We start from the raw sequence: 19,995 nt of genomic DNA on the forward strand, positions 1-19,995 counted from the left end.
CCCGCGGCCGACCTCAGCTCGTGATGACCGTGGTTGCCGTCGCGGTGGTCGCCGCCATGATGACGATCATCGCCGCGGCTCGAATCTGCTCGAGCACGGCCTGCACCGCGGGGCTCGCCCAGGTCCCCGAGGTGATCTCCTCGACCAGGCCCTTGTCGACCGCGCCGAACTGCTTGCGGAGCGTGTTCGTCGCGTCGAGCAGCCCGATGACCGCAGCGGAGAACGGTGTCGGGCCCGCCCGCCGAGCCAGCACGTCCGCGATGCCCGATCGCAGCAGTGCCTCCGGGGCTCCGTCGCGCTCCGGGTGCTTCGTGGTGGGGAAGAGGCCGAGCACCTTGCCCTGCTCGACGCTGATGATGCCGCTGGCGACGAGCCCGGCGAACACGTCGTCGCGCAGCCGCTGCTTGCCGAGCCGGCTCACCCACCACTTCGCCTTGCGCGGCGCACCCGATGCCGCGATCGACCCGACGACGCCGTCGAGCACCGGGTCGCCCGTGGCGGCGCCGTTGACGACGGTGACCAGGCCGTCCTGCAGCGAGACGACACCGCGGAGTGCGAGGTCCGCGAGGACCGCGCCCGCGAGACCGGTGTCCAGCGTCTGCCCGTCGAGGGACTTGCGGCCGCCGGGCTCGACCTGGAGGAGCGCGAACGCCTGCGGCACTGTGAGTTGCTCAGCCATGTCCGCAGCCTGCCACGCGGGGCGGAGGTGCGCCGGGCCTCCATGCTGACACTCAGCGGCGCCGGGCCGCCCGACGTCAGCAGGCGCCGAGCACGCGTTCCATCGCGTCCCGCTCCGCCGGGGCCACCCACAGGTGGTACTTCGTCTTCACCGTGACCTGGTGCTCGATGTAGGTGCAGCGGAACGCCTTGTTCGCGGGGAGCCAGGTCGCCGCGTCGCCGGAGCCCTTCTGCGAGTTGGACCGGCCGTCGACGGCGAACAGGTTCACCGGGTCGTTCGCCAGTGCCTGCCGCTCGGTCTCGGTGAGGCGCTGGGCTCCGGTGCGCCAGGCGTTCTCGAGCGCGACGACGTGGTCGATCTGCACGAGCGTCGAGGTCGTGTTGCCGCGGACGAAGTCCACCCGCGCACCGGTGTACGGCGAGACGAGGGTGCCGGTGAGGACCTTGCAGCGACCCTCGCGAGTGATGCCGGCCAGGTCGCGGGCGAGGACGTCGTTCCGCGCGTCGCACCCGTTGTGGTCGACGTCGAGCCAGGCGCTGCCGAAGTCGCCGGTGCGGTCGTAGCCGGTGGCCGCCGCCTTGCCCTTGACGGGCAGGTCGGCGAGCTGGGTGCGTGCGCGGACCGCGTCGGCGTCGGTTCCGCGGCTGACGGTCGGACTGGAGGCCGGGCTCGCCCCCGACGACGCGTCCTGCGGTCCGATCGTGGTCGTCTCCACGGCTGTGGGGCCGCCCGCAGCGGTCGTGCCGCCCGCAGCGGTCGTGCCGCCCGCAGCGGTCGTGCCGGCCGCGTCGGTCGTGCCGGCCGCGTCGGCGTCCGGGCCGAGGGCCCCGGTGGCGTCGAGGGCGTACCCACCGACGGCGAGGGCCAGGACGACGAGGACGGAGGTCAGGGTGATGCGGCTGCGGCGTCGGCGGGACGTCATGCGGTGGGACTCCAGGTGGTGCGGGGCGGAACGTGGTGCGGTGGTGCGGGTCTGGCGGGACAGGGACGATCATCTCGTGCGTGACCGACATACCGGGGCGGCGCGCGCGGCACGGTGCGGGGTTGGTCGGTGTGTGCGGTCGGTGTTGTTCGGTGCGGGGTTGTGGCGTGGCACGGGGCGGGCAATCTCGCACGGGTTGAGCGACCTTGCACGGTGCGGATCTGGCGCGGCAGCGCGGCAGCGTGGTGAGCACGGTGCGGGGTTGGTCGGTGTGTGCGGTCGGTGTTGTTCGGTGTGTGCGGTCGGTGTTGTTCGGTGCGGAGTTGTGGGGTGGCACGGGGCGGGCAATGTCGCACGGGTTGGCGGATCTCGCACGGTGCGGATCTGGCGCGGCGGCGGGGCAGCGTGGTGGGCACGGTGCGGGGTTGGTCGGTGTGTGCGGTCGGTGTTGTTCGGTGCGGAGTTGTGGGGTGGCACGGGGCGGGCAATCTCGCACGGGTTGGCGGATCTCGCACGGTGCGGATCTGGCACGGCAGCGGGGCAGCGGGGCAGCGCGGCGGCGGGCAGCGCGGCGGCGGGCGAACAGCGGGGGAGCCGGCAGGCGGCGGGTCAGGTCAGCAGGGAACGGATGTCGTCGGCGGTCAGGTCGTCGGCGAACAGGGCGTCGTCGTCGATCATCGTGGCGAACAGCTCGGCCTTGCGGGCGGCGAGGGCGAGGACCTTCTCCTCGATGGTGTCCTCGGCGATGAACCGCTGGACGCTCACCGACCGGGTCTGGCCGATGCGGTGCGTGCGGTCGACGGCCTGGGACTCGGCGGCGGGGTTCCACCACGGGTCGAGCACGAACACGGTGTCCGCCTCGGTCAGGGTGAGTCCGAAGCCGCCGGCCTTCAACGAGATGAGGAACGCCGGGGCGGTGCCCTGCCGGAAGCGTTCGATGACCTCGGGGCGCTTGCGGGTGGAGCCGTCGAGGTACTCGTAGCCGATGCCGCGGGCGTCGAGGGCGTCGGACACCATCCGCAGGAACGAGGTGAACTGGCTGAACACCAGGGCGCGTCGCCCCTCTGCCGCGAGCTGTTCGAGTTCGTCGAGCAGCAGGTCGAGCTTGGCCGAGGGGATCGGGGTCGAGCCGGATGTGACGTCGGAGTCGGACGACGCCGACCCGGACGCTCCGGCGGACACCAGCGCCGGCGACAGCGCGAGCATCCGCAGCAGCGTCAGCGACCGGAACACGATCATCCGGTTCTTGGAAAGGTCGTCGATCAGGTCGAGGACCTTCAGCCGCTCCCGGTTGAGCGTGCGCTCGTACAGCGCACGGTGCGCGGGGTCGAGCGTGACCCGGACCACTTGTTCTTGCTTCGGGGGCAGGTCGGACGCGACGGCTTCCTTCGTGCGCCGGAGCATGAGCGGCCGGATCCGTCGACGCAGCCGCCCGGTGAGCTCCTGGCGGGCTTCGCCCCGGAGCTCGGGTGAGGCGAGGGGCTTCACGTAGTCGTCGCCGAACCGGGTCCAGGTCGACAGCAGCCCCGGCGCGACGATGTGGAACAGTGCCCACAGGTCGGTCAGCCCGTTCTCGAGCGGGGTGCCGGTGATTGCGAACTTCACCGGTGCCTGCAGCTCCGATGCGACACGGTGGGTCTGCGACTGCGGGTTCTTCACGAACTGGGCCTCGTCGAGCACCAGCGCCGACCACGGCAGGTCGGTCCAGGCCTGGGCGTCGAGCCGGAGCAGCGCGTAGGACGTGACGACGACGTCCGACGCGGCGGCGGTCCGTGCGACGAGCCCCGGGTCCTTCAGCGACGTCGAGGTCACCGTCGCGACCCGCAGCGACGGCACGAACTTCGCCGCCTCGGCCGCCCAGTTGCCGACCACCGAGGTCGGTGCGACGACCAGGAACGGGGGAGCGTGGGGCTCCGCGGCACGACGGGCGGCGACCATCGCGAGCACCTGCAGCGTCTTGCCGAGACCCATGTCGTCGGCGAGCACCCCGCCGATGCCGTGCGTCACCAGGAACGACAGCCACGCGTACCCGGCGTGCTGGTAGGGCCGCAGGTCGGCGTGCAAGGTGTCCGGCACCGGGACGTCACCCGGGGGAGTCGCCCCGAGCAGCCCCGCGGTGATCGCCTGCCAGCGTTCGTCGTGCGAGGTCTCGTCGGCCAGCAGGTCGAACTCGGTCCACAGCCCGGCGTGCAGCGGCGTCACGGCGATCGGCTGGTCGGGCTCCCACTCGTCCAGGTCGCGGGCCTCGTCGATGAGTTCCTTGAGCCGGTCGAACGCGGGGTCGGCCAGGGACAGGTACGAGTTGTCGACGAGCTTCAGGCGTCGCTGCCGACCCGCGAGCGCGGTGAGCAGCGGCGTGAACGGGATCTGCTTGCCGTTGACGCTGACGATGATGCCGAGGTCGAACCAGTCGTGCTTGTCCGACGGCATCGTCGTGACGCGGATGTGCGGTCGCCCGCTCAGCCGCTCGTAGTCGAGCCGCTCGCCCTGCACGACGGTGCGGACGCCGAGCGACGGCAGCTCCGGCAGGAACTCGTTCGCGAACACCGCGACGTCGGCGCCGTCGATGGTGCCGTCCTGGAACCAGTCCAGTCCGCCACCGGGTCCGGCAGTGCGGACGGGAGGCCCGGCCCGCGTCGCGTCGTCGGCTGCCGTCGTCGCCGTGGCCGGCTCCACCGCCGCGGCCGGGTCCGAGACGGGAGTTTCGTCGGTGCCGGCCGGATCGTCGGCGGCACGGAGCCCGGACAGGTCGGGGAGCGGACCGTGCAGGGACACCGGGTCCTTCCGGCCGTCGACGTGCCAGCGCCAGTGCAGGTGCACGCGGTCGTCGGTGCGCGGCGCCCGGGCCGGCTCGAAGGTCGCGGTGAGCACGAGTTCGGGCGGGGTGCGCTCGGGCAGCTCCACCGAGCCGTCGGAGCTGACCAGCCCGAGGGCACCGCGCAACCGGGGCGACCAGTCCGCCAGGAACTCGTCGACCTCGGCCGTCGGCACGGTGATGCGGGTGCCCTCGACGAGCATGCGGCGCTGGTCCTCGGGCACCGGCGCGGGGGTCGGGGCGACGGCGACCGTGAACTCGGGGCTCTCGCGGAACACGTAGACGCCGTGGTCACCGATCATCCGCGCCGCACCGGGCACCACGGGTCGGCCGTCGAGCACCGCACTCGCGCCGATCACCACGGCGTCGTCGTGCCGGCCGACGTCGAGCAGCACCTGGGCCTGCGTGCCGAGCACCGCGCCGCCCTCGCGCTTGCCGGTGACGAACGCGATGTCGAGCGACGCGGCCTGTTGCAGGAGCGGCCAGAGCAGGGGACTCCGGAAGTCGTCGAGGTGCAGCCAGTCGCTCTCACCCGGCAACCCGGCGAGCTGCCCGGCACGGTGCAGGGCGGCGAGCTGCAGGAACCAGGCGTGCTGCTCGGCACCGACGCCGAGCCGGTTCTGCGAGTAGGGGAGCGTGCCCCAGGTCAGCTGCCCACGCACCCAGTTGCCGGCGTCGCTGCGGGTCACCGGGCGGACGCCGAGCCGCACGCTGCGGGACGCCGTCGGCAGCGCACGGCCGGCGGCACGGGCTCGCGAGGCGAGCTTGGCGGGGACCGCGTCACGCAACTCGAACTGCAGCCCCATTCGCGTGCCCTGCGGGGTGGGCGCCTGCTCGTCGTCACCGGCGAGGCGGGCGAGGTCGTGCCTCCAGTCAGAGGGCGGCGGAGCCGGCGCGTCCGGACGCGGGCCGGCGTTCGCGGCGAGGGCGCGGGCGTTGATGGTGAGGAGTGCAGCCGCGACGTGCTTGCAGTCGCCGCCGAGCGGGCAGCTGCAGCTGCTGCGGACCGGGCGGACGAAGTCGCCGCGAGCCGGGGTGGTGTCGACGCGCAGTTCGTACGGGTCATCGGCGGTGCCGGACACGACCGCGGTGACCGTGCCGTCGTCGTCGTGCCAGGTGGCGTCGTCGACCAGTCCGGCGCGGACGACGTCGCGTGCACGGCCGAAGGTCTGCGGCCCGACGAATCGGATGACGTCGACGGCGTCGATCATCGGGGCTGCTGGCACGTGTCCATCGTGCCAGTCGCCACCGACGATCCGCGCCGCCACCCTGGGCGCCCCACATCGGGCAGGGCTACCGTCGACACCGGAGCGCGACGACTGCGGTCCACGGAACCGATTGGAAACGCATGCCGGACCGACTGCGGTGGGTACGCGACTCAGCCGACCACTGGAACGGGTGGCTCGGCTCGGAAGTCGTGTGCGACATCACCCGGACCGACACGTACACGGTCGATTCACCGGACCACTCGTTGACCGGTGGGCACTCGTCGTTCGAGAGCGCCGCCGCCCAGGTGCACGGTTGGGTGCGCTGGACCGGCCGTTAGGCCACGGAACGCAACCTGGTTGTAGGACCACCCGCCGCTCCTTAGCGTGAGGGGGCAGGTCGGCACCACCGCACGTGATCACACCGCTCTGCTTCCAGGAGAGAGAGGTGGCCCCATGACCGACACGACCGAGTCGAAGTCGCCCGCTCCGGGCTCCGACCCCGCTGCGCGTCCCACGCCGCCGCGTTCACTCGTCGCCGTGGCCGGGCAGGACACCGACTCCGCCATCAGCTCGCTCGCTGGCATGTACGCGGGAAAGGCCTGGTACTCCCGGGCCCTCGACCAGGACTACTGGTTCAAGTACGTCGGCGTCGGTGACGAACGGCTCAGCATCCGCCGTTCCCAGATGCACGGGTACCTGCGGGGCGACGTCGCCACCGAGGGCGAGGTCGTCGTGCAGTGGCTCGAACGCGGCGAAGCCCGCGTCGACGTCGGCCACGACGAGGTCCGCATGCAGCCCGGCGTCCCGACGATGTTCCCCGTCGAGCGCCGGTTCGAGATGGAGTACAAGGACTGGGACCAGCGCCTGGTGCACCTGCGCCGGGACCTGGTGCTCGACGTCGCTGCCGAGAACCACCTGGTCGACGGCACCGTGGCGTTCGACACGACCGCCGCCCCGGACCCGTCCGCCGTCGCACTCTGGCGCACCGCCGTGTCGGGTGCCCTCCACGCGTTGCGCGAGGAGGGCGAGGAGTCGCTCGCCTGGCACGAAGCGCAGCGCGACGTCGCCCGCGCACTGTTCCGGATGTACCCGCTGCAGGCCGAGCGGTTCCCCTCCGGTTACGGCACCCGCAGCGACGGACGACTCCGTGCCGCGGTCGAGTTCATCCAGGCACACGCCCACGAGCCGCTGACCGTCGCCGACGTCGCACAGGCCGCGGGACTCAGCATCCGCGGGATCCAGGAGTCGTTCCAGCGAGCGTTCGAGCGCTCGCCGATGACGTACCTGCGCGAGGTGCGGCTCGGGCGCGTGCACGAGGAACTGCGGGTCCTCGAGCCGCATGCGACATCGGTGGCGGACGTCGCCCGGCGCTGGGGCTTCGCGCACATGGGGCGGTTCGCGTCGGTGTACGCGGCCCGGTTCGGGGAGTATCCGCGGGAGACGTTGCGGCGCTGAGCTGCACCGATGGTCGTCGACGACCCAGCCGTACACTGGCTCCACTCCGAGCCGGATCCGTCGATGTGCAGTTGCGGCTCGGCGCTGTCCGCACCCCTGTCACGAAGGTCTCGCCCATGGCATCCCGACCCACACGAACGACCAAGCAGTGGCTCCCGCTGACCGCCCTCGTGCTGGGGCTGATCGGCAGCGCGGCCGGTGCGCTCGCCGGGCAGCCGAACTCGTGGCTGTGGTTCGCAGCGGGCGTGGTGGTCGCCGTCGTCTGGGCCGTGCTGAGACGCCGACGGTCTCCGTCGCGGTAGCCGTCGTAGGCACTCCGGGTCAGCGCTTCGCCGGCTCGGCGAGCTTGCTGTGCTTCCGCGAGTACCCGAAGTACACACCGAGCCCGATCGCGAACCAGATCGCGAACCGCACCCACGTCTCCCACTGCAGGAACGTGACGAGCCACAGCGACGCGATGACGCCGATGATCGGGATGACGGGCATGAACGGCAGCCGGAACTGGCGGTCCAGGTCGGGCTGCCGGTAGCGCAGCACCACCACGGCCGAGCAGACCACGACGAACGCGAGCAGGATGCCGATGTTCGTGAGCTCCGCGACGACACCGATCGGCAGCACCCCGGCCAGGATCGCCGACGCGATGCCGAGGATCCAGGTCACCCGTGTCGGCACGTGCCGCTTCGGGTCGGTCTTCGCGAACCACTTCGGCATCAGACCGTCGCGGCTCATCGAGAACCAGACGCGCGAGGCACCGAGCATGAACGTCACCAGCACCGTGACGATGCCGACGATGGCACCGATCGCGATGACGTTTGCGACACCGCCGAGCCCGACCGACGCGAACGCCGACGAGAAGCCCGACGCCGGGTCGATGTCGGTGTACTTCTGCATCCCGGTGAGCACGAGCGTCGCCAGGACGTACAGCACCATCGAGATGCCGAGGGACAGCAGGATCGCCTTCGGCATGTGCTTGCGGGCGTCGGTGGACTCCTCGGCCGCCGTGGACATGGCGTCGTAGCCGAACACGGCGAAGAACACGGTCGCGGCGCCGGTCATCACGCCGCCGAACCCGAACGGGAAGTACGGGGAGTAGTTCGCGCTGTTGATGTGGAACACCCCGAGCACGACGATGAGCACGACGAGCGCCACCTTGATGCCGACGGCGACGAACTCGAACCGGGCGGCGCTGCGGATGCCGCGGGTGAGCACGAACGCGGTGAGCAGGCACAGCGCGATCGCGAAGACGTCGATGACGTGGCCGTCACCGGTGCCGGGGGCGCCGAGCATCCACGCGGGCAGGTCGATGCCGAACTGGCCGACCAGGAACCCGACGTAGCCGGAGATCCCGATCGCGACCACCGCCACGATCGCGGTGTACTCGAGCAGCAGGTCCCAGCCGATGAACCACCCGACGATCTCGCCGAGCACCGCGTAGCCGTACGTGTACGCACTGCCGGCCTTCGGGATGAGCCCGGCGAACTCGGCGTAGGACAGGGCGGCGGCGGCGCTCGCGACCCCGGCGACCAGGAAGCTGATCAGCACCGCGGGTCCGGCGACGCCGTTCGCGACGGTGCCGGCGAGGGTGAAGATGCCGGCGCCGATGATGCCACCGATGCCGATCGCGGTGAGCTGCCACAGGCCGAGGTGCCGTTTCAGGCCGCCCTCGCCCCCGGCCTCGTCATCGATCGTCTCGATGGGCTTCCGTCGGAACAGGGTGCGTGTCGTCGTCGTCACCCGCCCATGGTGCACCCGGAGACGATTCCGCGCACGCACGCGGCTGCACCGCAGGCTCCGGGCGTACACCTGGAGCATGCGTCACCCGAAGAGGACCGAGCCCGGCCCCGGCCAGGAATCCGTCTGGGACTACCCCCGCCCACCCGCCGTCGAGCGGGTCACCGCCCGCGTCGTCGTCCGTCTGGGCGGCACGGTCGTCGCGGACACGACCGACGCCGTCCGCGTGCTCGAGACCTCGCACCCGCCGGTCTACTACCTGCCGATGGCCGACCTGGCCGAGGGCGCGCTCGTCAAGGCGTCGGGATCGAGCATGTGCGAGTTCAAGGGCCTGGCGCGCTACTTCGACGTCGTCGGCGGCGATGGCACGGTCGCGAGCCGTGCCGCGTGGAACTACCCGACCCCGGTTCCCGGCTACGAGTCGCTGCGGGAACGCGTCGCGATCTACCCGTCGGCGATGGACTCGTGCGAGGTCGGCGGCGAACAGGTCCAGGCGCAGGACGGCGACTTCTACGGCGGCTGGATCACGGCGGACATCGTCGGCCCGTTCAAGGGCGCGCCCGGTACGCTCGGCTGGTGACCCGGCGTCGTCAGGTGGGGCGGCCCTGAACCGGACCGACCCGTTTCGTGGGCGGCGGGGCGGAGCCGACCCGGGGCTCCCGGTCGGACCGCGTCAGCGGTTGGCGTACGGCGACCAGAACGGCGGCGGGAACGTGCCGCCGCTCACGATCACGAGCACCTGCCAGACGAGCATGACGAGTCCGGCGGTGCCGATGACGATGCCGATCCACGACCACACCTGCACGGCTCGGCGACGGCCGGCGATCCGGATCGCCCGCCAGCCGCTCAGCACGCAGACCAGCCCGAACACGGCAGCGAGCAGGACGTGGCGGATGGTGGACTGCGCGGGCACGATGATGCCCAGGTAGAACGCGACCGGTCCGAGCAGCACCGCGAAGGTCGCCGGAGCTGCCGGCGGTTCGTGGTCCCGAGCGACTGCTCCCATGGACGGCATGGTAGCGAGTGAACCTCGCTTCGGGTACGTCCGGGTCGCGCAGCGCGGGCATCCGGCCGTGGGAACGGGCACCATGGAGGCATGCGTTCCTTCTTCCGCGTCCTGCTCGGCCTGGCCCTCGTCGTCGCGGGCACGAGCCACCTCACCTTCGCGCGCAAGGAGTTCACGGCGCAGGTGCCCGACTTCGTGCCGCTCGACGACGACACGACGGTGCTCGCGTCCGGGGTCGCGGAGATCACGCTCGGCTCGGCCCTGGTGCTCGCGCCGAAGTCGGCGCGTCGCTTCGTCGGCTCGGTCGCTGCCCTGTTCTTCACGGTGATCTTCCCCGGCAACCTGTCGCAGTGGGTCAACCGTCGCGACGCCTTCGGCCTGGACAGCGACGAGAAGCGCTTCGGTCGCCTGTTCGGCCAGCCCGTCCTCATCGCGCTCGCCCTCTGGTCGACGCGCGGCCGGCGCTCCTGATGGGCGCGCCCGCGCGGCAGACCGGGCCGGCCCCCGGCGTGGGCCCCGGGTCGGGTCCTGCGTCGGGTCCCGATCCGCTCGGGTCCAGCCCGGCGCGCTTCGGTCGGGAGGCCCGGCACCCCCTGGCAGGACGCGCTCGCGTCGCGGACGTGGTCGCCTCCACCGCCCTGCTCGTGGTGCTCACGGTGGGTGCGTTGGCAGCGGGGTGGGGGATCAAGCTCATGTCGCTGGCGTTCGTGTCGTGTGCGGCACCGGGCAACACCTGCAACGAGGCGCTGGGTGACTCCGTGGTCGTCATGGGGCCGATCATCGTGGCGGTGGTGCTCGTCGCGACGATCGTGGTGTGCGTGCTGCGGCTCGTGCGCCGACGGTTGACCTGGCCGGTGGTGCTCGTCGGTATGGCAGCGATCGTCGCGGTGTTCTTCGCCTCGCTGTTGCTCGTCGACAGCTCGGTCACGCACGGCATCTGAGCGGTTCTTCCTCCACAGGCCGGGCTCGTCGAGCGTCTCTCCACAGAAGCTGGTCGTTGCCTCGGGGGTGGATGCTGGGCCGCCACGCTGGGGCCATGCCTGACACCGAGATGCTCGACCGCCTGACCCGTGAACCCGTCCGCACCGACGACGACGTCGTCGCACTCGTCGAAGCCGTCGTCGAACGCCCGCTGCGTCGGCAGTGCTGGGTGCTGTTCCTCGACGACCGCGGGATGTCGATCCCGTTCCTGCTGCCGATCGCCGACCTGCCGTACTCGCCGGACGAACACGTCGACGACTTCGCCGCCCTGATCGCCGACATCGTCGCGCAGCTCGGTGCCGCCGACGTCGTGCTCGCGTGGGAACGCCCCGGCGCCGATCGCCTCTACCCGGTGGACTGGGAGTGGGTCGACGCCTGCGCGTGCGCCCTCGACGAGCAGTCCGTCCGGCTCCGCGCGCAGGTCGTCCTGCACTCCGGCGGAACGGCCATCGTCGAGTTCGACGAGGAAACGCAGGCGGTGGCCTCGTGACGGGTCAGCCCTGGGGAGCGGTGTCCGGCACGGTCTGGCCGGTGAGCTCCTCGACGATCACCTTCGCCTCGGGCCACGACTTCGCGTAGTGGTCCGGGTCCGAGTTGATCTGCACCGCGTGTGCCATCTGCGTCGGCGTCATCGTCTTCCAGCCCGGTACCTTCACGAGCTTCGTGTAGAACATCGTCGCGGCCGTGTACGGGTCCATCCGCTGCTCGTACGTGCCCCAGGCGCCGTTGTCGCGCTGCTGGAACAGCCCGCGGCTGTCCGGGCCGGCGGCGTCGCCGTGGTCCAGGTTGACCAGGCTCGACTCACCGATCGCGGTCATCACACCGACGGCCTGCGTGTGCGGACCGATCCCGAGTGCCTGAGCGGCTTCGATCACGTGCGCGGCGTTCACCAGGCGGTCCTGGCAGAAGCCGGCGACGGGTCCCGCCGGCACGACCATGCCGCCGATCGTCTTCGAGGCGACGGCCGGGCACGCGGGCTCCGGAGTCGCGGCGCTCGACTTGGCGACCCCGGCGAGCGAGTTGACCGCGATCACCACCAGGACGACCACGCCGATGCCGACCGCCACGATCCCGGCGCCGAACACCGAGGCCAGGGTGATGCCGACACGGCGCATGACGGGACCTCTCGACGGGCTGGGCGAGTGCTGGGCGGACGGAGCAGGAAGAGCAGCACGAGCGTACGGGCGCCTCCTGGGAAGCCTGCGGCGGCCCGCCGTGGTCGCACGTTCGGGGTTGGGGTTGGGGTTCGCGGTTCGGAGTTCGGAGTCCGCGGTCCGCCGCCGGTTGCTCGCCGCGGGGAAGGTGCATCCCCAACAACGAGTGACGGTTCTGGTTCGCGAAGCGTAGGGCTTCGTGAACCAGAACCGTCACGGTCATCCGTGCGCGGCGGTCAGCGGTCGCGTCGGCCGTCCCCTCGACCCCGACCCCGAGCCCGACGCAGGCGCCAGCCTCCGGCGGACAGCGACAGCGCGGCGATCACGGCGATGACGACGGTCCAGATGACGCTCGTCGCGTCCATCAGGCGTCGCGCTGGTCGTGCGGCGGGCGCTGCACCTTCGTCGGTTCCGTGACGAGTCCGGTCGGGGCCTTCTCGGCCTGCTTCCGTCCGTGGGTGAACCACGTCAGGACCCAGAGCAGCACGCCCAGGGCCAGCAGGGCGCCGGCGATCTGGTACTGCTGCGGGTCACGACCGGACGAGAACGGCATGACGAGCCACAGGCACGTGACGATGCCGATGATCGGGATGACCACACCGGCACGGAAGTGCTTGTGGTCGACCTTGTCGCGGCGCAGCACGAGCACGGTCACGTTGACGACGGCGAACACCGTCAGCAGCAACAGCGAGGTGGTGCCGCCGAGGACGACGACGATGGGGGAGTCGGGGTCGAGCGATACCCACCCGATCAGCAGGAGCGAGATGAGCGTGGTGAAGACGATCGCGGTCGACGGGGTGCGACGGGCGGGGGAGATGCGGGACAGGAAGCCCGGCAGCACGCCCTGCTTGCTCATGCCGTAGAGCAGACGCGACGCCATCATCATGTTGATCAGGGCCGTGTTGGCGACGGCGAACATCGAGATGAACGGCAGCAGGTCGGCGATGGGGAAGTCCGGCGCCGCGGTCTGCACCACGGTCACCAGCGGCGTCTCGTTGCCGGCGAGCTCACCGATCGGCACCACGGCGACGGCGCAGATCGACACGAGCACGTAGATCACGGCGGTGATGCCGAGGCCGGTGAGCATGATCTTCGGGAAGATGCGCGAGGGGTCCTTCGTCTCCTCGGCCATGTTGACCGAGTCCTCGAACCCGACCATCGCGAAGAACGCCAACGACGTCGCGGTGCTGATCGACAGCAGCAGGGACTTGTCCTCCGGCGTCTCGAACATCACGACCCGCGAGAAGTCCGCGTTGCCGCCCGCGATCGCCCAGAACCCGATCAGGATCACCATGACGAGACCGGACAGCTCGACCAGCGTCAGCACGACGTTCGTCTTGACGCTCTCGCTCACCCCGCGGAAGTTGATGAACATCACCGCGAGCATGAAGCCCATCGCGATGAGCATCACCACGCCGTTCGGCAGTTCGATGCCGAACCCCGCGCCGAGGTTCGCCGCGAACGCCCGCGACGCCGTCGACGCCGACGTGATCCCGGAACACATCACGATGAACGTCACGATGAACGTGACGAAGTGGATGCCGAACGCCTTGTGCACGTAGAGCGCGGCGCCGGCGGTCTGCGGGTACTTCGTCACGAGCTCGAGGTACGAGAACGCCGTCAGCAGAGCGACCGCGAACGCGATGAGGAACGGGAGCCACGCTGCCCCACCGACCTCGGCCGCGACCTGACCGGTGAGCGCGTAGACACCCGTACCGAGGATGTCCCCGACGATGAACAGCAGCAGGAGCTTGGGACCGATGACCCGGCGGAGCTCGTGCTGCTCCTGCTGTGGGCGGTCCGTCTTGGTGGTGGCCATGCGTCACCCTTGCGCGCGGAACACCTTGCTGTCCAGTCCCACAGGAAGGTTTCTCGCGATCGCAACACGGTCCCGCGGCGACGGATACGCTCCGGGCCATGGACCAGCAGTCGAACACCACCGAGGAGCCCATCGAGTTCGCGGACTTCAACGCGAAGCTCCTGGTGCTCGATGTCCTCTGCTACGACCTCGACGTCCTCGACCCCTACGACCCGGACGCCGAGGACGAGACCGACGAGGACCTCGACGTCGACGGGCAGGACGACCGGGCGCGCGAGTACTACGACGACCTCGACCTGCTGCCGTCACACCTGTCGCTCGTCACGGAGATCACGGTGGACTCCGACCTCGAGGTCCTGCAGGACGTCCACCCCGGCTGGGACGGCTCGGACGACCGCTTCGACCCGCAGAACTGGGACGACCTGCTCGACCTGCCGGAGCTCCGCACCGTGTACGCCGCCGCACCGTTGCCCGCCCACGTCGCCGAGCGGCTGGCGACGAAGGGTGTCGAGGTCCGCTCCGCCTGAGCGGAACGCAACCGGCACCCGACCGTCACCTCACCGGGACGGGCCGACGACTAGCGGTCGAGCGCCCGCACCTGCTCGGTGAACTGCTTCGCGCCACCCTGGGCCGGGTGCCGTACGGCGACCGCCTCGATGCCGGCCAGCGCGAGCGCTCCCTGCGCCTTCCGACCGACGGCGACCACCCGGACCCGGTCCGCGCCGCCGAGTGCCTGCAGCAGTGCCAGGGCCACGGGGGCTCCCGAACGGACCTCGGCGGGCCGGGGCGTGCGGTTGGTCAGCCGGTCCGGTGCCACGAACGGATGGTGCGGGAAGATCGCCCACGCGACGGGGAGCGCGCCGTGCCACCCCTCGAGTGCGGCGTGCACGACGCGGGACGACGCTTCCCACGGGGCGGTCGGGTCCGGCGGCACGAGGTACTCGGACCCGAGTTCACGCATGCTCGTGAACGGCACGCCCGTGTTCGTCATGCCGCGCCACCCCGGGGCCTCGGCCACGAGCAGCGTGTCGGCACCCGGCCCGGACTGCTCCAGGTACCGCGTCAGGTTCGCCCGACGCAGCCGCCCCTCGGCCGATCCGACGTCGTAGAGCGCCTCGGCGTCGGACTCCACGGGCACGGCGTCGATCGCGGCCCAGAACGCCGCGAACCGATCGCCCGTGTCCGGGGCCCCCGACCTGCTCACGAGCGTCCGAGCACCCGGCGGTAGACGTCCTCGAGCCCCGCTGCCGACCGCTCCCAGCTGAGCCGCTCCGCGTGCTCCCGGCCCGCAGCAGCGAGCCCGGCGGCGTAGGGCGCATCCGTCAGGATCCGCTCGATCTCGTTCGCCCAGTCCTGCGGGTCGCGGGACTCGAGCACGACACCCGTCTCCCCGTCGACCACGGCCTCACGAAGCCCCCCGGCGGCGGCGGCCACGACCGGCACCCCGGAAGCGGACCCCTCGAGCGCGACGAGCCCGTACGTCTCGGAGTGGGACGGCACGAGCACGGCTGCCGCGCCACGGAACAGGAACGCCAGGTCGGCACGCGACTGCGGCCCGATGAAGGTGAGGTGGTCGGCGATGCCACGCGCGTCGGCGAGCCGACGCAGTTCGTCCACGTAGTCGCCCGCCTCACTCGAGACGTCGCCCGCGATGACCAGGGTGGGGCGGGCCTCCAGGCTGATGTCGGCGATCGCCTCGATCGCCAGGTCCAGGCCCTTGAGCGGCTGCACGCGCGCCGCCGCGACCACGTAGGGCGAGGCGGCGCGGCGCGCACCGACCGCAGCGGGACGGAAGACGGAACCGTCGACCCCCGGCGGCACGATCCAGATGCGGGCGTCGTCGCCACCGAGCCGCGAGCGCACAGTCGACGCTTCGGCCTCGGACACCACGACGACGGCGTCGGACTCGCGGGCCAGCAGTTCTTCGCCCGCGATGCGACCGGCGGACTCGGGGCGCTCGCCCTCGGACAGCGGCGTCGCCGGGTCGGCAGCGATGGAGTGGAAGGACTGCACGTGGGGGATGCCGCGCTCACGGGCGACGGGCAGAGCGGCCGCTCCGGAGAACCAGTGGTGCGAGTGCAGGACGTCGAACTGCCCGAGCTGCTCGAGCTCGTGGCGGAACGGCTCGATGAACGCGTCGTGCTCGCCCTTCGGCACCGGCTGGGCCGGTCCCGCGGACAGGAACCGCAGACACACGCCCGGCACCAGCGAGACCGAGTCCGGCTGCGTCGGGGCGGACCGGCGCGTGATGATGTCCACGTGGTGGCCCAGGTCGGCCAGCGCCTCGGCCTGGTGCCGGACGACGACGTTCATGCCGCCGACCTCGCCCGAACCGGGTTCGTCTCCGGGGGAGGTGTGCAGCGACACCAGCCCGATGTGCAGGGGTTCGGTCGTCGAGCTCACCGCTCAACCCTAGCCGCGCGGCCCCCGCTGCGACGGGCGTGCGGGCGCCACCACGACGGGCCGGCGGCCCGCCTCGTCTGGCGTGTCGGTGGGGAGGGTGGGCCCACGCCGCCGGTTCCCGGGCGACGCGCCAGCGGCGTCCGGGCCGTGTCGGTGGGGAGGATCACCTCCCAGGATCTGCACGCGCTCGTCGCCGTGTCGCTCCCAGAACGACGCCGTCCACGCGCACAGCGCCCCGTCGAGCAGGTCCTCGCGGTGCTTGTGCGTCGGACCGTGCAGCACCGACGGATCGGCGAGCCGCTGCGTCAGCGGGTGCGAGTCGAGCAGCAGCGGTGGGTCGAGCGGGGTCTCGCGCAGCCGCCGGACCAGTTCGTCGAAGGCCTCGGCGCGACGGGCACGGGCCTCGGCGGCGGGGATCCGCAGGTCGAGTCGCTTGTAGCGGGGGCGTTCGACGTCGTACCCGAGCTCCTCCACCCCCACCAGCGTCGTGTACGGGTAGCACTCGAACATCGCCGGACCGGTCCGTGCCCGCATGGCGTCCGTGTCGGAGACGTACCCGACGCCGAGTGCGGTCAGCCGGTCGAGCAGCGCTGAGCCGGCGCTCGCCGCAGATGCCTGGTTCGTCGGGTTGGCCGCGACCTTCCACCGGCCGTAGCGCTGCCCGACCTGTCGTTCGGACTCGCGGATGCCCGTCGGGTTCGTCACGACGAGCGAGGCGTCCACGGCGATCAGGGATCGTGGCCCGAGGTGCTCGGTGATCCAGTCCGTGACGGCGTCGACCCCGCGGGCCCACCCGGCGTCGGTGATCGTGCCGTCGGAGTCCATCGCGACCAGCCCGGTCTCGTTCGCGGCCTTCCGATCCGAGCCGAGTCCCCACGCGAGGTCGATGCCGAGGTACGCGTTCACCCGCCCCATCCTGCCGTGCCCGCAAGACACCGGTGTCCGCGCCCCGAACACCGGCGTGCGCGTGTTCGACCAGGGAACACCGGTGTCTTGCGGGAGAGCACGGGCGTGCGGGCTGCGGGCGCGCGGCGGGCACGCGTGTACGGTCCGCTGCATGGCGAGCGAAGCGACGACGGTGCGTGTGCCCGGGCCTGACGGCGACCGCGAGGTCCGGATCAGCAGCCCCTCGCGGGTGCTCTGGCCCGAGGCGGGGATCACGAAGCTCGACCTGGCGGAGTACCTCGTGACGGTGGGCGATGCCTTCGTCCGGGCGAACGGCGACCGGCCGATCTCGCTGCAGCGGTTCCCCGGTGGTGTCGACGGCGAGCAGTTCTTCTCGAAGAACCCGCCGAAGGGAGCCCCCGACTACGTCCGGTCGGTGACGGTGACCTACCCGAGTGCCCGGTCGCACCCGCAGCTCGTGATCGATGAGCCGGCCGTGGCGGTGTGGGCCGCCCAGATGAACACGGTGGTGTTCCACCCGTGGGCCTCACGCGCCGAGGACAGCGACCACCCGGACCAGCTCCGCATCGACCTCGACCCGCAGCCCGGCACCGGCTTCGGTGACACGGTGCCCGTGGCCGAGGAGCTCCGGAAGGTCCTCGACGAGGTCGGGTTGACCACGTGGATCAAGACCAGCGGCAACCGTGGCCTGCACGTGTTCGCGCCGATCCACCCCGAGCACGAGTTCCTCGACGTGCGGCACGCGGTGATCGCCGCAGCGCGTGAACTCGAACGCCGGATGCCCGACCAGGTGACGACCGCGTGGTGGAAGGAGGAACGGGGACAGCGGATCTTCGTCGACTTCAACCAGGCGAACCGCGACCGCACGATGGCCGGTGCCTACAGCCCCCGGGCCTTGGCGCACGCCTCGGTGTCGACGCCGATCACCTGGGGCGAACTGCCGACCGCTGACCCGACGAGCTTCACGATCCGGACGGTTCCGGAGCGGCTGCAGACCACCGGCGACCCGTGGGAGTCGATGGGGCAGCAGCCGGGCAGCATCGAACCGCTGCTGGAGTGGTGGGAGCGTGACCTGGCGAACGGCGAGGGGGAGCTGCCGTTCCCGCCGGACTTCCCGAAGATGCCGGGGGAGCCGCCGCGCGTGCAGCCCTCGCGGGCGAAGAAGCCCAGCTGAGGCCGAGCGGCCGAGCGGCCGGCCCTCAGGCTGCGGAGGAGACGTCCCGCTGGCGGTCCGGGTCCTCGACGCGCGTGGTGTGCGTCGGCAGCCCGACGCTCGCGGTGTGCAGGCGGGTCAGTCGCGACCAGGTGCCGCGGTGCGCGTCGGTGATGCCGTCGACGATCACGCGCCGAGTCCGATCGTGACGAGTGCGAGCGCCGTGGCGGTGACGCCGGCGATGGCGCTGATGACCGCGCTGAGCTGCAGGACGCGCTGACGCCGTGCTTCTCGGACTTCGGTGAAGGGGCTCCGCTGAGGGTGGCGGACAAGCGTGCTGGTGCTCATGTCGATCCCCATTCGATCCAGGCATCCGGGGCTCCGGAATGGACGCCTCGTGCTGCTGGGAACATCCTCACACGACTTCGCTAGTTCGACTAACTACTCATCCGGAAACGTGACCGAACAGCGACAAACGGACACCGCAGTGCGTTCCACGACCCGGAGGAGCGCACAGGGGCGGTGGCGAACGCCTCAGGACAGCACGTCGTGCAGGTCGTACGCACTCGGCACCTCGAGCTGCTCGAACCCGCACGACGTCGCGTCACGGTCGGGCCGCCACCGCTCGAACTGCACGGTGTGCCGGAACCGGTCGCCCTCCATCTGGTCGTACCGGACCTCGAGCACCAGTTCCGGCGCCAGCCGGACGAACGACGTGTCGCGACCCGACGAGAACCGCGACCGTTCCCCGTCACCGGTCACGGGCCTCCCGTCCGCATCGCGGAGCACGACGGGCTCGAGTTCTTCGACCAACGCGGCCCGTCGCTTGTCCGTGAAGGCGGAGACGCCGCCCACCTGACGGAGCTCGCCGTCTGCGTCGTACAGGCCGACCAGCAGCGACCCGACACCGGAGCCGCTCTTGTGCACGCGGTAGCCGATGGCGACGACGTCGGCGGTGCGGTGGTGCTTGATCTTGAGCATGGTGCGCTTGTTCGGTTCGTACGGCCGCGCGCGGGGCTTCGCGACGACGCCGTCGAGCCCGGCGCCCTCGAAGGTGGTGAGCCATTCGCGGGCCTGCTCGACGTCGAGCGTGGTGCGGGTGACGAAGAGCGGGGCGGTCATCGCGTCGCCGAGCTGTTCCAGGCGCTCGCGGCGCCCGTCGAACGGCAGGTCGAGCAGTTCCTGCCCGTCGACCGCCAGCAGGTCGAACGCCACGAACTGTGCCGGGGTCTCGACGCTGAGCTTGGCGATCCGTGAGGCCGCCGGGTGGATGCGCTGCGACAGGGCCTCCCAGTCGAGCCGCTCGGCACCGGGCTCGCCGGACCGCAGGATCACCTCGCCGTCGAGGACGACCGGGTGGTCGCGTCCGCCGAACTGCGCGCGGAACGCCTCGACGAGTTCGGGGAAGTACCGGGTGAGCGGCTTGGCGCCGCGGCTGCCGATCTCGACGTCGTCGCCGTCGATGGTCACGATGCCGCGGAAGCCGTCCCACTTCGGCTCGTACCGCAGCCCGCCCTTCGTGCTGTCCGGGTCGGGCACGGTGGCGACGGCCTTGGCGAGCATCGGTGCGATCTCCATGCGTCCTGTCTACTCGCGCGCGTCGTCGGCGCTGTCGGCGCGGTGCTGCGCAGCCTGCGCCGTCTGCCTGGAGGCCCGTGCTCCGCCCGGCGCGTGCGTTCGGTGAGCAGGAATGGTCGGGTCCACTGCCCGCACCCGACCCTTTCTGCTCACCATGCGTCGGGAGCAGGGCCGTCGCCGGCCAG

At 71.3% G+C, this 19,995-nt stretch carries 22 protein-coding genes; 8 read left to right on the forward strand and 14 right to left on the reverse strand.

Translation table 11 applies throughout. The annotated features are described in order from the left end of the window. Positions 1 to 13: 13 nt before the first annotated feature. The 3 genes from ACL00U_RS06440 to ACL00U_RS06450 all read right to left on the reverse strand — a co-directional run bounded on the left by ACL00U_RS06440 (position 14) and on the right by ACL00U_RS06450 (position 5,642). Positions 14 to 679: a GOLPH3/VPS74 family protein gene (locus ACL00U_RS06440; RefSeq protein WP_262117399.1), complete on the reverse strand. Its 666-nt coding sequence runs from the start codon at positions 677 to 679 to the stop codon at positions 14 to 16. A 76-nt stretch (positions 680 to 755) separates the two neighbouring features. Then, on the reverse strand, positions 756 to 1,601 hold the full coding sequence (locus tag ACL00U_RS06445) for an HNH endonuclease family protein (RefSeq protein WP_262117400.1): 846 nt from the start codon (positions 1,599 to 1,601) through the stop codon (positions 756 to 758). 609 nt (positions 1,602 to 2,210) lie between these two features. Beyond that, a complete protein-coding gene (locus ACL00U_RS06450; protein WP_412873970.1) occupies positions 2,211 to 5,642 on the reverse strand; it encodes an SNF2-related protein in 3,432 nt (1,143 codons plus the stop codon). 122 nt (positions 5,643 to 5,764) lie between these two features. Here ACL00U_RS06450 and ACL00U_RS06455 point away from each other — a divergent pair, with 122 nt between their 5' ends. Both ACL00U_RS06455 and ACL00U_RS06460 read left to right on the forward strand, forming a co-directional pair. Beyond that, a complete protein-coding gene (locus ACL00U_RS06455; protein ID WP_017886538.1) occupies positions 5,765 to 5,962 on the forward strand; it encodes a hypothetical protein in 198 nt (65 codons plus the stop codon). 115 nt (positions 5,963 to 6,077) lie between these two features. Beyond that, the gene (locus tag ACL00U_RS06460; RefSeq protein ID WP_071251569.1) at positions 6,078 to 7,079 is read left to right on the forward strand and encodes an AraC family transcriptional regulator; all 1,002 of its coding nucleotides are present in this window, start codon (positions 6,078 to 6,080) and stop codon (positions 7,077 to 7,079) included. Between the two features lie 321 nt (positions 7,080 to 7,400). Here the strand turns inward: ACL00U_RS06460 and ACL00U_RS06465 are convergent, their stop codons facing one another. Then, positions 7,401 to 8,813, reverse strand: a complete 1,413-nt coding sequence (locus tag ACL00U_RS06465; protein ID WP_017886540.1) for an amino acid permease — start codon at positions 8,811 to 8,813, stop codon at positions 7,401 to 7,403. A 76-nt stretch (positions 8,814 to 8,889) separates the two neighbouring features. Between ACL00U_RS06465 and ACL00U_RS06470 the strand changes: the two genes are divergently transcribed. Then, positions 8,890 to 9,390 (forward strand): DUF427 domain-containing protein, encoded by a 501-nt coding sequence (locus ACL00U_RS06470; RefSeq protein ID WP_071251571.1) that lies wholly within the window; start codon positions 8,890 to 8,892, stop codon positions 9,388 to 9,390. A 93-nt stretch (positions 9,391 to 9,483) separates the two neighbouring features. Here the strand turns inward: ACL00U_RS06470 and ACL00U_RS06475 are convergent, their stop codons facing one another. After that, complete coding sequence (locus ACL00U_RS06475; protein ID WP_017886542.1) at positions 9,484 to 9,816, reverse strand: hypothetical protein; 333 nt, start codon at positions 9,814 to 9,816, stop codon at positions 9,484 to 9,486. 90 nt (positions 9,817 to 9,906) lie between these two features. Here ACL00U_RS06475 and ACL00U_RS06480 point away from each other — a divergent pair, with 90 nt between their 5' ends. The 3 genes from ACL00U_RS06480 to ACL00U_RS06490 all read left to right on the forward strand — a co-directional run bounded on the left by ACL00U_RS06480 (position 9,907) and on the right by ACL00U_RS06490 (position 11,287). Continuing rightward, complete coding sequence (locus ACL00U_RS06480) at positions 9,907 to 10,287, forward strand: DoxX family protein (protein WP_056068184.1); 381 nt, start codon at positions 9,907 to 9,909, stop codon at positions 10,285 to 10,287. Beyond that, positions 10,260 to 10,757 (forward strand): DUF6264 family protein, encoded by a 498-nt coding sequence (locus ACL00U_RS06485; RefSeq protein ID WP_412874065.1) that lies wholly within the window; start codon positions 10,260 to 10,262, stop codon positions 10,755 to 10,757. Before ACL00U_RS06480 ends, ACL00U_RS06485 begins: the two co-directional genes overlap by 28 nt. A 95-nt stretch (positions 10,758 to 10,852) precedes the next feature. Next, the gene (locus ACL00U_RS06490; protein WP_412873971.1) at positions 10,853 to 11,287 is read left to right on the forward strand and encodes a hypothetical protein; all 435 of its coding nucleotides are present in this window, start codon (positions 10,853 to 10,855) and stop codon (positions 11,285 to 11,287) included. A 4-nt stretch (positions 11,288 to 11,291) separates the two neighbouring features. Here the strand turns inward: ACL00U_RS06490 and ACL00U_RS06495 are convergent, their stop codons facing one another. The 3 genes from ACL00U_RS06495 to ACL00U_RS06505 form a co-directional block, all read right to left on the reverse strand. Beyond that, entirely contained in the window at positions 11,292 to 11,912 is a 621-nt protein-coding gene (locus tag ACL00U_RS06495) for a hypothetical protein (RefSeq protein WP_017886546.1), read from the reverse strand. Between the two features lie 275 nt (positions 11,913 to 12,187). Continuing rightward, on the reverse strand, positions 12,188 to 12,316 hold the full coding sequence (locus ACL00U_RS06500) for a hypothetical protein (RefSeq protein ID WP_259575432.1): 129 nt from the start codon (positions 12,314 to 12,316) through the stop codon (positions 12,188 to 12,190). Beyond that, positions 12,316 to 13,770 carry an APC family permease gene (locus tag ACL00U_RS06505; RefSeq protein WP_017886548.1) on the reverse strand — a complete coding sequence of 485 codons (1,455 nt, stop codon included), beginning with the start codon at positions 13,768 to 13,770 and terminating at the stop codon, positions 12,316 to 12,318. Before ACL00U_RS06505 ends, ACL00U_RS06500 begins: the two co-directional genes overlap by 1 nt. 98 nt (positions 13,771 to 13,868) lie before the next feature. Between ACL00U_RS06505 and ACL00U_RS06510 the strand changes: the two genes are divergently transcribed. Continuing rightward, entirely contained in the window at positions 13,869 to 14,297 is a 429-nt protein-coding gene (locus ACL00U_RS06510; RefSeq protein WP_052481637.1) for a DUF6892 domain-containing protein, read from the forward strand. Between the two features lie 50 nt (positions 14,298 to 14,347). Here ACL00U_RS06510 and ACL00U_RS06515 read toward each other — a convergent pair whose 3' ends face one another. From ACL00U_RS06515 to ACL00U_RS06525, 3 genes are read right to left on the reverse strand one after another with little or no spacing between them, the layout of a single operon-like run. Then, positions 14,348 to 14,974, reverse strand: a complete 627-nt coding sequence (locus ACL00U_RS06515) for a uracil-DNA glycosylase (RefSeq protein ID WP_214533416.1) — start codon at positions 14,972 to 14,974, stop codon at positions 14,348 to 14,350. Next, the gene (locus tag ACL00U_RS06520) at positions 14,971 to 16,173 is read right to left on the reverse strand and encodes a glycosyltransferase (protein WP_412873972.1); all 1,203 of its coding nucleotides are present in this window, start codon (positions 16,171 to 16,173) and stop codon (positions 14,971 to 14,973) included. The genes ACL00U_RS06515 and ACL00U_RS06520 overlap by 4 nt, the downstream gene beginning before the upstream one ends. A 9-nt stretch (positions 16,174 to 16,182) precedes the next feature. Beyond that, complete coding sequence (locus ACL00U_RS06525; protein WP_412873973.1) at positions 16,183 to 17,079, reverse strand: DUF429 domain-containing protein; 897 nt, start codon at positions 17,077 to 17,079, stop codon at positions 16,183 to 16,185. A 151-nt stretch (positions 17,080 to 17,230) separates the two neighbouring features. Here ACL00U_RS06525 and ligD point away from each other — a divergent pair, with 151 nt between their 5' ends. Beyond that, on the forward strand, positions 17,231 to 18,253 hold the full coding sequence (ligD, locus tag ACL00U_RS06530; RefSeq protein ID WP_140447917.1) for a non-homologous end-joining DNA ligase: 1,023 nt from the start codon (positions 17,231 to 17,233) through the stop codon (positions 18,251 to 18,253). A gap of 25 nt (positions 18,254 to 18,278) precedes the next feature. Here ligD and ACL00U_RS06535 read toward each other — a convergent pair whose 3' ends face one another. The 3 genes from ACL00U_RS06535 to ACL00U_RS06545 form a co-directional block, all read right to left on the reverse strand. Continuing rightward, a complete protein-coding gene (locus ACL00U_RS06535; RefSeq protein ID WP_017886554.1) occupies positions 18,279 to 18,422 on the reverse strand; it encodes a hypothetical protein in 144 nt (47 codons plus the stop codon). Then, positions 18,419 to 18,580: a hypothetical protein gene (locus tag ACL00U_RS06540; RefSeq protein ID WP_156155271.1), complete on the reverse strand. Its 162-nt coding sequence runs from the start codon at positions 18,578 to 18,580 to the stop codon at positions 18,419 to 18,421. The genes ACL00U_RS06535 and ACL00U_RS06540 overlap by 4 nt, the downstream gene beginning before the upstream one ends. 186 nt (positions 18,581 to 18,766) lie before the next feature. Further along, positions 18,767 to 19,810: an ATP-dependent DNA ligase gene (locus ACL00U_RS06545; RefSeq protein WP_259552309.1), complete on the reverse strand. Its 1,044-nt coding sequence runs from the start codon at positions 19,808 to 19,810 to the stop codon at positions 18,767 to 18,769. Between the last annotated feature and the right edge of the window lie 185 nt (positions 19,811 to 19,995).

The sequence above is a fragment of the Curtobacterium poinsettiae genome (assembly GCF_047226435.1).
In the GTDB taxonomy this organism is placed as follows: Bacteria; Actinomycetota; Actinomycetes; order Actinomycetales; family Microbacteriaceae; genus Curtobacterium; species Curtobacterium poinsettiae.